The sequence below is a fragment of the Mariniphaga anaerophila genome, from assembly GCF_900129025.1.
GTDB classification, from domain to species: Bacteria; Bacteroidota; Bacteroidia; order Bacteroidales; family Prolixibacteraceae; genus Mariniphaga; species Mariniphaga anaerophila.
Genome location: NZ_FQUM01000001.1, coordinates 518592 through 531693 on the forward strand (window position 1 = coordinate 518592; position 13102 = coordinate 531693).

At 43.1% G+C, this 13102-nt stretch carries 7 protein-coding genes; 1 reads left to right on the plus strand and 6 read right to left on the minus strand.

The genetic code is table 11. The annotated features are described in order from the left end of the window. Positions 1-48 precede the first annotated feature (48 nt). On the plus strand, positions 49-1386 hold the full coding sequence (locus BUB08_RS02045; protein ID WP_139249584.1) for a DUF5723 family protein: 1338 nt from the start codon (positions 49-51) through the stop codon (positions 1384-1386). Here BUB08_RS02045 and BUB08_RS02050 read toward each other — a convergent pair. The 6 genes from BUB08_RS02050 to BUB08_RS02075 form a co-directional block, all read right to left on the minus strand. After that, on the minus strand, positions 1383-2132 hold the full coding sequence (locus BUB08_RS02050) for a DUF3943 domain-containing protein (protein ID WP_072998446.1): 750 nt from the start codon (positions 2130-2132) through the stop codon (positions 1383-1385). The genes BUB08_RS02045 and BUB08_RS02050 overlap by 4 nt on opposite strands. Then, the gene (locus BUB08_RS02055; RefSeq protein ID WP_072998448.1) at positions 2101-2934 is read right to left on the minus strand and encodes an EFR1 family ferrodoxin; all 834 of its coding nucleotides are present in this window, start codon (positions 2932-2934) and stop codon (positions 2101-2103) included. The genes BUB08_RS02050 and BUB08_RS02055 overlap by 32 nt, the downstream gene beginning before the upstream one ends. Before the next feature lie 22 nt (positions 2935-2956). After that, positions 2957-4300, minus strand: a complete 1344-nt coding sequence (locus BUB08_RS02060; RefSeq protein WP_072998450.1) for a YiiX/YebB-like N1pC/P60 family cysteine hydrolase — start codon at positions 4298-4300, stop codon at positions 2957-2959. Between the two features lie 211 nt (positions 4301-4511). Next, positions 4512-10022, minus strand: a complete 5511-nt coding sequence (locus tag BUB08_RS02065) for a fibronectin type III domain-containing protein (RefSeq protein ID WP_072998452.1) — start codon at positions 10020-10022, stop codon at positions 4512-4514. 29 nt (positions 10023-10051) lie between these two features. Next, positions 10052-10255: a cysteine-rich CWC family protein gene (locus BUB08_RS20740; RefSeq protein WP_072998454.1), complete on the minus strand. Its 204-nt coding sequence runs from the start codon at positions 10253-10255 to the stop codon at positions 10052-10054. After that, positions 10248-13094: a DUF5074 domain-containing protein gene (locus BUB08_RS02075; protein WP_072998455.1), complete on the minus strand. Its 2847-nt coding sequence runs from the start codon at positions 13092-13094 to the stop codon at positions 10248-10250. The genes BUB08_RS20740 and BUB08_RS02075 overlap by 8 nt, the downstream gene beginning before the upstream one ends. Positions 13095-13102: the final 8 nt, after the last annotated feature.

Sequence of the window (13102 nt, forward strand, 5' to 3'; positions counted from 1 at the left end):
AACTTCAACAACCGTTTTACGTTACGTAAAAAACAAAATTCAATTCCTATGAAAATTTTTAAGACTGCGTTATTGCTATGCCTTGCATTCCTTCTGAACACACCGGCGTCTTTTGCGCAAAATACCATGTACCACATGGATAGAATGCCGTTAAACAGAGTTTATAATCCGGCAATAGTGCCAGAAGTGAAATTCTTCATCGGATTGCCGGCTATAGGAGGAGTTACCGCAAATGCGTACAACAGCGGATTCAACTACAATGACCTGGATTACTTTATCGATAACCTGCACAATAACAATTACAATCCCGACGAATTCACAAAAAAAATTGGAAAAACCAACCACTTTCTGGCAGAAGCAAACACCAATCTTTTGTCGTTCGGATTCAAATTAAAAGAAAAGGGCTATTTGTCGTTTCACTATTCTTTTAATGCGGCAAGTTACTCCGATGCAGAAGCAGACATTGTTTACCTGTTATCTGACTTTAATGACATTTCAGAAATAAAATTTCCGGTTGTTGTCGATGGAATCTCGCTTACTTTCAATTCGTACCTTAGCATGGGCGTTTCCTATTCCCGCAAAATAAACGAAAACCTCACACTGGGAATCACTCCCAAAATCAACTCCAACATGTTCGGGATAAAAACAGACAACCTTAGTTATACCGTTGAACGGGACGTGGAAGGAGAATACAATGACATTTCGTTTAATCAAACTTTTGAAGGCAGCGTAACGTTGGGCCTGCCTGTTGAAATAAATGAAGCCGCCATAAACGGAGATGAACTCGATTTAGACGAAGGGATATTCCCCGAAAACTGGGATGCAAAATACGATGCGCGTTATTTATTCCAAAACCCGAGTTTTTCTGTTGACTTAGGCGCAACTTATGAACTCGGACGATGGATGTTTTCTGCAAGCCTGCTGAATCTGGGCGGTTCAAAATGGAAAAAATATGGTTATCAGCTTAACGGCAACATTGATCAGATAAAAGTTAAAGAGTCGAAAACAAAGCTGGGAATCCCGACGCGCTTGTATCTGGGAGCAGCCAACCAGTTTTCACCAAAATGGAACTACGCTGTTTTACTAAACAGCAACTTCTTCCCGGGAAAAACAATACCGTCGGCAACTGTTTCGCTGAATGGTGCTGTGGGAAGAATGCTGTCAACTTCGGTTAGTTATACGGCAGGTTATGCGTTCGACAACCTGGGCGCCGGACTCCGCTTACGCTTTTTACCGGGCATGGATTTCTTTTTTGTAACCGACAATATTATTCAGGCTTTCAAATGGGAAAATGCCAAGCGCCTGACGGCCTCTGCGGGTATTAGTTTATCGTTCGGAGTAAAAGAAAAGTCGGGCAAAATCGACACGGAAACAATTGACAATTAATTGCGGCGAGGTTTATTAAAATGAAATCCGCAATTAATTACGTACGCCGGGTTTATGAGGCAAACAACAATTTTTTCGTACCATGTAAAACCTTTTCGGCCCATTGCATTGGTCGCTGCGTAAACCAGTTCGCCAACAATAACGCCACCCAGCGGAGTAACAATTAAATCCTGAATGCTGGGTTGTTCAAAACAAGCCTCCCATCCGTATTCCCAAATCAGCGACTGCGCTAAGCAAAAAGCAGATGATTGCAACACGCTGCAATCCTGCGAACGCAGCGAATTATAATAGAATGCGCCCTGGTATGGATGCCCCACGTAATTTGTTATCCAATGGTCGTTATCCACAACCGGCGAAGTTGTGTAGGCATTTTTCAAATGTTTTTTGATGGAATTAAATTTGAATTTTTCGGACCCTTTTTCCCATTTACTGAATGATTCCGGAGCAATTGCCAATCCTGATAAAATTACAATGTCGTATCCGGTGCTGTATAACGTTCCCCTGAAAATTTTCCTTGCCAACCCTGCCTCACCAGAATTCGAAAAGCCGTCTTCGGAAAACGAATATTTTTCTTGAAAGGCATTTGAATTTGGCGTGTCGGCACACAATACAAAACCAGTTTGAAAACTCTTCTTTTCAAAATATTGTTGTCCGAAACTGCCTTTAAAAAAGCAGAAAAACAGAACGAGCCACAAAACAAAAAGCAGCTTTGTACTACACAACAATATGACTTTGGTTTTTATCATATTTTGGTTTAAAGTCAGGTTCACGGTATTTGTGCCTGTCCTTTGTTTCGCCACCCTGCGATTGAAAAATCGATTCTGCGGGGCAAAAGTTCACGCACCTCATACACTGTTCGCAGGTTTTACTCCAGACCGGTTTATTTTGAATGATTTCAATGCTGTTTGTCGGACAAATTTTAGCGCATAATCCGCAACCGTCGCACGTATTGTACACCTTAAATAGTCGCCACATGCTTGGAAGTCCCAGGTATTTAAACGCCCAATATTCCCAATAAAACTTTATTCTTGAATATCTTTTGGGATAATTAAAATTGTGCTGTCTGATTACTCCGCTTACAATATCTTTTGCAATTTTCCGGGCTTCAGCTTCGCCTTTTTTAATAATTTCTGCTGCACTCTCTTTTGATGGCGGAAACGGAGGTTTGGGAGATGTCGTCCAGTTTATCGGCATTTGAATTATCCCGGAATATATTACATCGCAATTTTTTTTATTTAGCACGCGGATGCACTCCTTCACGGCAAACCCCGATTCATCTGAATCGCCGGCAGTAATCAGAACCGCCACATTCTGCTGTTTTTTAAAGGGCTCAATTCCGTTCAGGTATTTATTGCAGATTCTTGGTATTCCAAAGGCATAAACCGGAAAACAAAAAACGAGAAGATCTGCCGGTTCAATATTTTTCTCTTTTAGCGAAATTTCAGCAAGATTAATCCGGGTTCCCGATTCAGAGAAAACTTCGCCGCACGTCTTTAAAACTTTTAAAGAGTTTCCGGTTCCGGTAAAATATCTCAATTCTGTTTTCATAAAAAGCAATTACTATTCTCCTCTATTTGTTAACCAGCCCCTGAATTAATGCGTTGTCCGGATTTATCGTCTGAACATCATTTTCAATAAAAACAGGAAACTCAAACAGTTCTGCCTCCAGCGCCGTTCTGGCCAAATCGTCGGGAGTAACGGTAATGCCTGACCAAACGTTTTGCGTGTGCCAGCTTATAAAATCAAACGCCAAAAAAACCAATTCAGTACATGTGATAGACGCCGGCGACAGAATATCAAAATTGAAATCGTAACTTTTTCCCAAATGTTTGTAGATGTTATTTCTGATATTCGCTTTTCGCTCGGGAGGCAGGTTTTTCAGCCGCATTACAAGAAACGTATTTCCATCGGCAAAATCGGTGAGATGACTCGTTCGTACTCCGCTACGCACCGATTCCACCACCATTTTCTCACCCGTCATTTTATGATGATGCAAAAAATATTTGGCGGGATCCAACTGGTTTCCCATATAAATTCCCGCGTGCCCGAAGTATCCCGGAATAAACACGTCGGTTAAATGATTGGTCGATTTTACCAGAATAATATCAAAAGGGCGTAGCTGTGGATGCAGTTTTGATGCAAAAAACTCATTTTCCACCGGATAATTAAACAAGCCAAGGGTGTTGCCCGTGGTACAACTGATGGCGTGAGCAACGTTAAATGCGAAAAAATGAGCCCAATCGTTGTTGGGAAAAAACCGGTAGCGAAAAGCTTTCCACCAGTTTGTGGAAGGGAGCAGGCTCAAGATGGAGTCAGCGCGGGGCTCTTCGTAAATCGCAGCGGCTTTCTCTATTTCTTTTCGGACCGAATTGGAGTACAAAAATGAACGGCTTTTACGCAAAAAGTTTTTGGGAATCGCATTTCCCGTATCGCCGCGGTTCATCCGTCGCCTTATTTGCGGATTATTTTGGTACGCTTTTTCGTAACACGACGCAGAAGAAAGAAGTTCGAGCGCAGCCAGGTACTCTTTTGCAGATAGCGTTTTTGAACTTCCGTTTTGTAGAACGGAATTGTAGAACCGGTCGTTGTTTAAACGGGTTCCGGTGGATGTATAAAGCTGATTTATTTCGCGCCCCTTAATTTTGCCGTCTTCAACAATTGTCTGCACAATATAATCCGACCGGCACCTCAATTCAGCTGAATCAACAAACGCCGGATCTGACGAAATCGTAATATCGCTTTCGAAAACATTCGATTTTCCGAGGTAATTATGTCGAACTGTAACACAGGACGTAAAAAGCAAAAGTCCGATTGCTATTATGCAGGCGACAAGCAAAACAGAAGGGATTTTCAGAAAAAATAAATTCGTTCGCGGTTGACGATGTTGATTCTTCTTTTTTTCGATAATTAACATACCTTCAGGTAGTTTATCGGTTGAATATCTTCTGCAAGATAAAACATTAGTTGCGGGAATTCAATACTGAACAAACTGTATAATCAAAAAAAGTGATTTTTGCCAACCCCGGGCAAACGTAATACCTCAAAAAACACGCTGATTTCAAGCAAAAAAATACCGGGGCTGCAACACCCCGGTATACTACTTACACCATTTACGTGAAAGTACTCTACTGCTTAATTAACTTGATTGATTGTGTTCCTTGTTTTAATAAATAAACGCCGCCGGGTAACCCTGCCGCATCAATTTTGTTGCTTCCAGTTTTCAACAGAATATTCATCATCGCTTTTCCCGACAAATCGTAAAGCACGGCGCTTCCTTCGGTTTTCGCAATAACTCTGATGTAATTGTCAAACGGATTAGGATATGCCTGCAACCGGGCAGACTCAAACAAGTCGATTCCGGTTGTAATCGTTTTCCGGGTGATTGTTGCCTTTTCCGATTTGTTTCCGGCAGCATCAAAAGCAGCAACTTCAATCACATATTCTGTGTTGGAGTTCAAATCTGTTATCGAATAAATTGTTTCAGAAACGGAGTCAACCAAATCGCCGTCGAGGTAAATAACATAACCTGCCACACCAATATTGTCGGTTGAAGCATCCCACGAAAGTGCAAAACTTAGTTCGGCAGGAGTTGCATCGAGATTGGTTGGTGCAGTCGGCGCTGTTTCGTCAATTGTTGACACATTTCCTGACGCTTTTTCAGAAATGTTTCCGGCAGCGTCAAATGCTTCCACTTCAATTGTGTATTCTGTTGTTACATCCAATCCGGTTAACAAACAACTCGTTTCTGCAACGGTATTTGCCAGGCTACCATTTACGTATACATTGTAGCCGGTTACGCCCGCGTTGTCAGTCGGTTCATCCCAGGAAAGTGCAATACTGGCTTCTGCCGGCAGCGCAACGAGGTTGACCGGTGTTGCCGGCGCTGTTTCGTCAATTGTTGAAACTGTTACCAAAGCCTTTTCAGACTTATTTCCTGCGCCATCAAAAGCTTCTACTTCAAGCGTATATTCTGTTGCAGCACTTAATCCGGTTGCGGTATAAATTGGTTCTGGTGTAACATCAATCATGCTGCCGTTCACGTAGATATTGTAACCTGCAACTTCCACATTGTCGGTCGAAGCTGTCCAGAAAAGCGCAATAGTGGTTTCAGCAGGAACAGCCGCAAGGTCAGTTGGAATAGCCGGTGCTGTTTCGTCGATTGTTAAAACCGTTGTTGATGCTCTTTCCGATTTATTCCGCGCGGAATCAACAGCCTCTACTTCTATCGCATATTCGTTACCAAGCTTCAATCCGGGGATTGTACATTTTGTGCCTCCCACATGGGCTTTTAAATAGCCATTCACATGAACATTGTAACCAATTACGCCTACATTATCGGTTGAAGCATTCCATGAGAGCGTGATGCTGGTTTCTGAAGGTACGGCAGTAAGATTGGCAGGCATTGATGGCGCTGTGTGGTCGGCTGTTAAAACCGTCAAAGCAGCTCGTTCCGACTTGTTTCCTTCGCCATCAAAAGCTTCCACTTCAAGCGTGTATTCTGTTCCGGACTCCAGTCCTTCTATCAAATCATTTGTTTCCGTAACCGTATTTACCAAAACACCATCAACATAAACATTATAACCGGCAACTCCGGTGTAATCCACTGAAGCAGTCCACGAAATGGCAATGCTGGATTCGGTAGGCACACCCGAAAGCTCTGTGGGTACAGTGGGCGACTTTTTATACACCAAAATGTTGAACGAAGTTTCCGCAAATTTCTCGCCGTAGGTACTGTGCGTCCCGGTTTCACGCAGGGTAATTGTTGCTTCACCGGTTAAATCGGCGGTAGGCGACAAGGTCAAAATATCGCTGCTAATATCCGTGTTAATCAATTCGGCATTGGAATTGCCCGATACTGATTTTGAGAATGACACCCCGGAAGAAGTACTGTGTTCAAATACTCCCGCTAACGAAATCTGGAGGGCTGCACTGTTTTCTTCAATTTCTATATCTGCCACCGGATTGAGCACAACCGGTTTATAAATTCGCGGTTTAATGGTGATGTCAATGGTTCGCGTCGCAGAAAAACCGTAAGAATCTATTGCATCCACTGCAATGGTAACAACCGAATCTTTATCCACAGTATTTGTAAAACGGGCATACAACCTTTTATTTCCTGAGGAAGTGTAAGATGTGTACCATGTCAGCCACGAAGCGTGCTCCAGATACCTCGGATAAATTTCAAAATTATCTTCCTGATCGGTAAAGCGATTTTTATAAATTGTAATGGTTGTATTGCTCGTGGCCATTTCGTAAGTAGTGACTTTTGGCATGGAGTATCTTTCGTTGGCCAGTGGTTTTTCGTTGGCATCAAAAGCCATAACACTTCTTAAGAAAGACGAGCCTGTTTCAACACCTCCGAAACCTATGCCTTTTGCAAAGTTTGCATCAAAAGTAAAACCTTTGGAATTTGTTTGTGCTGCATTTGAATAGGTTGCAAAATATTTATCCAGCGAAGCGTGGTATACAACCCCGGTCGGATAAAAATCATCTGCGCCCTTCATCAAAATTTCTGAATCCAGTGTTTTCGTGGAAATGTTGAATGCAACAAAACCTCCTCCGTTAGCCAGAAGAATACTATCGTCTGTTATTAAAGCTTCAGCATTTAACGTATTTGTCAGGCCGGTTCCGGTGTCCGAAACCGAAAATGAATTACCCGCAGCATCGTATTCCAATACAGCTGCATTTCCTGATGCAACAAGAGTTCCTGTAACATACAGTTTGTTCCCTTTGGCAAGCACAGTAGACGGAATCAATTCTGCAGAAGAAAGAGAGGTCTGGCTTTCCACTGCACCCAAAATCAAATCAACAACCACCACATTACTCAATCGGCCGGTCTCCTCATCCAAAAGGAAAACGTACGCTTTATCCCCCACTACTTTTACACTGTGTGTTTTTTCGGAAAGGGCAATGTTTTTACTCAAAGTCAAATCCGACTTGTAATAAACAGACAGATTCGACTGACCTGCAATCAACAAAAGATTATTGTAGACCGCCAACGCGCCACCCCGGGGTTCTCCAAATTCTACCGAATCTGCTTTTGCATTGGTTGTAACGTTGTATTTAAACAGAAAATCATCGCCTGAAACAAAAGCAAAAGCGCCGTCAACAAGCACATCTTTAACCGAGTGAGAATCCAGTTGATTGTCAATAACACGTATTTCCCCGGATTCAGGAAAATAGGAATTCAGCGATGATTTATCGGGACTGGCAACCAAGGCATCATTTACAAATAGTATTTGTTCTTTTTTGTCGTACCCGTCCGGTTCGTACACAAACACAACACTTATAGTTGTGTCCCTTTTGTAAGATGTGAGGTTAAACTGCAACGTGTCTGTTCCGTACTCACCTTCGGTAAAATTACATTTCAGTGTATTTTTTTCAATAACAGGGTTTGCGATACCATTTTTCGACACTACTGAATTAAGGTAGGTCGTTGAATTCGTTCCTGTTTCAAACAATTCGCCGCTGGTTTTCGCCCCCACCGGATCATAATAAGAAATCACAACCGGATTGTCTACCGGACTCAGTTCCGGCACCTTGTTTACAATAACCAATATTGAATCGAACAACTCGGGATTACTATCGGAATGCGCGTAAACCATCGTTCGGCCCACCTGTCTTCCGGTAAAAAGGCCGTTGTCAATTTTCCCCACTTCCGGGTTGGAAGTTGTCCAGGTGTAGGTATCGTAAGTATACCTGTTAGAAGTGCTTCCATTTAGTACATCGCCAATATTATCTTCTCCTTGCGCTGTAATGCTGATGGTTTCTCCGACAAAAAGTTTTGTACTGTCGGACGAAGCTCCTGAGTTGCCTTCCATTTCCAAAACAACACCTTCGAGTTCTACCACGATTAACCGAATAGAATCGGTGGGAATATCGTCTTTTTGAGAAAAACGCAACCATGTTTCTCCATTTTCAACAGCAGTAAATAGCCCGGTGTTATCTACAGTTCCCACGCCCGAAGCAGACGAACTCCATTGTTGGGTGCCCTCTTCCTGCGGGCGGCCGTTTTTAAACAAAAACCCTTCGAATTGGCAGGTCTGCCCTTTCAGAACTTTCAACTGGGTAATTCCAATGTAGTTGATGTAATAATCTTCCGGCACATAATCGGGGTCAGGTGTGGTTATGCCGACTCCGGCCACCTCCGACGACCATTCACCAAGCCATCCGGCATTGGCAAAACCGGCTGTGTAGATTTTCACAAAATCAATCTGGTCTAACGGAACATGATTCCCGTCTTTATCTACCGCCCAACTGAGGTCAAAACCATCAGCGGCTTTTCCTTTTTCATCGTTTTTATACGGATTTTGAGGGTCTGTCAAATCTGAGCTGTTACCGCGGCTGTCGCAGTAGCCAAAAATCGGGGCACGATAAAACTCAACGTAGCTTGGCGTACTCATATCCAGCGTACTCTTAATAATATTCCCTTCATAAGTCATCGAATCCTTATCGCATCCGAAGTCAAACGGATCCGGATAATAGGGATGACTATGAAAAGCATTAGAAAGCAACGCACCGGTTTCACCATTGTCTTTTTTCCACGGAACAGTATAACGCGAATCATAATGCGGGTTGTAGTAGGTCATTTTCACGTTTTTCTGGGTGCTGCTCATGTAGTAATCAGAGCCGGCCAGTTCGTACCACTCACTGTCGTTCGGAATTCCGTCGCCATTCACATCTTTCATAACCCGCACCGCCGCCGGCTCGGTCCAAACGCCATACAAATTGGCAGAAAAAGCATTTCCTTTTATTGAAAAATCAACCCCGTATGGATTTTGCGGATGATTCACAATAGGCTGATCAAACCCGAAAATCACGTATCCGCCAAAAGCGCCAAGACTAATCATTGTTGCATTTTCGCCAAGCGTTTTTTCGGCTGACCCGCTTTGTGCAATGCTTTCGTTGGTAAATTGTCCGGGAGCAGGCATAAATTCAACAACACGGCTGGCGTATGCATTTTTATGAATGCTTATTTTAACCATTGCAGTATCGTAATTTCCGTCTGTATCGGCAATGCGATATTCCAAATTTTCAAAAGAATAATTGGGAGTTGACTCGTCGCTTTCGTAGGTAAAAACACCATTACCACTATTAGTCAGCGTTCCGTAATTTGCCCCCCTGAGAATTTCGATGCTTGCTTTATCGAGGTATGCCGACGGCTGGTCGTTTCTTACCAGGTTCATCTCCAATGTTCCGCCGATATCAGTAGTATAGGAATCATTTCCGGCAATTATCGGTGCAATGTCTGCAAAAACAAAAGCTTCGGCATCCACCCCGTTGTAATTAATTCGCACGGTTAACGTATCCTTTCCGTAGGCTCCCGGCGGAATTGTGTAATAAAACCACTGCCCGCTGTACGAAGAGTGGTAATACCCGTCGAACAACAGGGTGCTTTCATTGGTCGAACTAAATGAAATAACCACATCGTCACTTTCGGCAATTTCTGCTTTTTCATCGTATCCTTCCGGAAAATTAAACAGATCGGCAAACTTAACCGTTTTGCTGTACTTACTGGAACTTCGCGTTCGTTCCACGTTTAGATCACTTTTATGGGAAAACGATTGTCCCACGCTCAACTGGCTTGCCAGCAGAAAAACTGAACAAACCAAAGAAAAAAGGTACTTTTGTTTCATGATGCTGTTTTTTGTAAAAATTATTGGTATCAGTGAACGGCAGAGAGTTTTGGCGAACGCTGCCGTTCCGTTTTTATATTGATTAAACACTTTTTACACAGGCAATCGGAATAATTGCTTCGAACATATTCGTAGTCCTCTTTCGATAGGATGACCTCAATGCAGTCGCATTTCAAGATGTCGTCGTTTCGACATTCGAAAGTCTCATTACATACCGGGCATGTTTTAATCATGTCGAACAATTTTAAAAGAATTCATTCCACACCTCAGAATATACACACCATTTTCAAGTTCTGATGTATCTACATGATTAACACCCGTTTTCAATTGAAATTGAAGAACTGCTTTCCCCGACACATCGTAAATTACTGCATCGCAATCGGTTGCTGTTTTTATGGAGATGGAAGACAAAAACGGATTGGGATAGATCACCACATCGTTCTTGTTTTCAACAGAAGAAATTGCCGTAGACACTGTTGTCGATTGTGTTATTGTTGCTTTTTCCGAACTGTTTCCGGCAGCGTCTATTGCTTCAACACTGATTTGGTATTCAGTAGCTGCTTCCAATCCGGTTAATGCGTAAACAGTTTCAGTGGTGATTCCCTGCAAAATATCGTTTACATACACATTGTAACCGGTAACGCCAACATTATCGGTTGATGCAGTCCACGAAACCGAGATGCTAGTTTCTTCAGGTTCGGCAACCAAATCGACCGGAGTTGTTGGGGCAGTTTCGTCAGGTGCGGCAGAAGTAGAAACAACAACCGTTGCTTTCTCCGAACTGTTTCCGGCAGCGTCTATTGCTTCAACACTGATTTGGTATTCTGTAGCAGCTTCCAATCCGGTTAATGCGTAAACAGTTTCGGTAGTTGTTCCCTGCAAAATATCGTTTACATACACATTGTAACCGGTAACGCCAACATTATCGATTGATGCAGCCCACGAAAGCGAGATGGTTGTTTCCGATGGTTCAGCAACCAAATCGGATGGCGTTGTTGGGGCAGTTTCATCAGGTGCTGCAGAAGTTGAGACAACAACCGTTGCTGTTTCCGAACTGTTTCCGGCAGCGTCGGTTGCTTCAACACTGATTTGGTATTCAGTAGCAGCTTCCAATCCGGTTAATGCGTAAACAGTTTCGGTAATTGTTCCCTGCAAAATATCGTTTACATACACATTGTAACCGGTGACACCAACATTGTCGGTTGATGCACCCCACGAAACCGAGATGCTAGTTTCTTCAGGTTCGGCAACCAAATCGACCGGAGTTGTTGGGGCAGTTTCGTCAGGTGTGGCAGAAGTAGAAACAACAACCGTTGCTTTTTCCGAACTGTTTCCGGCAGCGTCTATTGCTTCAACACTGATTTGGTATTCTGTAGCAGCTTCTAATCCGGTTAATGCGTAAACAGTTTCGGTAGTGGTTCCCTGCAAAATACCGTTTACATACACAGTGTAACCGGTAACGCCAACATTATCGGTTGATGCAGCCCACGAAAGCGTGATAGTTGTTTCGGCCGGTTCGGCAACCAAATCGGATGGCGCTGTTGGGGCGGTTTCGTCGCTGGCAGAAATAGTTGAAACAACTACTTCCTGCACTCTGTTTACAGTCTTCCCGTTGGAATTAAACTGCACTGTAATGTGAGCAGTTCCCGACTGCTGAGCTTTTGCAGTGAGCGTTAGTTCATTGTTTTTTATTGTTGCCGAAACTACGTTTGTATTATCATTTGCAACAATACTTTTTACAATAGCTGCCGACAAGTTATCCTGATCGCTTGCCATATTTTCCAGATTGATGGCAACAGGCTGCGTGTTGTCGAGTGTTACCTGCGAAAACTGGGAGACTGCGGGCGCATGGTTGTCCGGAAAAATAAACATGGCTGGAAACCAGTACCGTTTAATGGGTTCAAAAGTCTTTAACAAATTTCCGCCATCGTCTAACTGATAAATAAAATAAGATTGATTGATATTGTCGAGGTACAACGCAGCATATATTTTATCGTCCAGCGGATTAATACGAATGCTTGCGCCGTAAAAATACCGACCTTCGTCATCGCTGTCGTATATCAAGGTAAATTCGTTACTATCGATATTGTAGCGATACATTTTTGAAGTGGTAAACCAGTTCCATTTACTTTCGTTATATGTAAAATACAGCACATTTTCTTTAGCACTGGCGCAAAGTGAGCCGGCTGTCCACGCATACCAGGATTGATTAATCCCGGCGCCTCCTGACATGCTAATGATTTCTGTTTCCAACGTATTGGGGTTGATTTTCAACAACTGGTTACCGTTCCACTGTTCACCAACCGTGCCGTAAGGATATTTTTGCGAACTGGCATTCGAATTTTTCCCCACCCAAATTGTTCCGTCCTTACTTTGGGTCAGCGTGCTAAAACAGCCTTCAATTACTTTTATCACGGTATCCGACTCCGGGTCAATCACCAACACCCCTTTATCCTGCTGAATGGCAAACACGTAGTCGGAAGTCCGGCACATCATCCCAATCTGATTATTGTACAAAGGCCCCACCCCATCGGCATTACTTTCGCCGCCGGTAATCAACGGATTTGCTGTTCCGGAAATTCTTTTCCCAATTTCAAAAGTTGTAAGATTAAAAACGTAAATACCGTTGGATGTACCCACATAACCTTTGCTTTTGGTTACACCTACAAAGCTTCGCCCGTCGGCAGCCGATTTACCGTTTATTTCGAAAATAACCGGAATCCGTTTCTTTACTCTCAGCGTTTTCGCGTCGGCAACAATAATTCGCCCGCCGCTTACGGGATTGGTTTCGCCTGAATCCTGATCTTGCTTGGATATTACATAAAGGTTGCCTCCGTAAATCGTTCCAAACTGGGCGGTGCACCCTAACGAAATACCAGCATTGTCGGCATTCTCCTGAAACACCAGATAGTCAAACTCTTCGGTTTTGGGATTCAAAAAATTGATGGTGCTGTTGTTATGCCCGAACCAGTCTTCGTTGAGAATAAAAACCCCGTCGGTGTACTGTGTTGTTTGAGCTGTTGCCGGAAAAAAAACTGACCAAAAGACAATGAAAATCAATAGCTTCTTCATTTTTACAA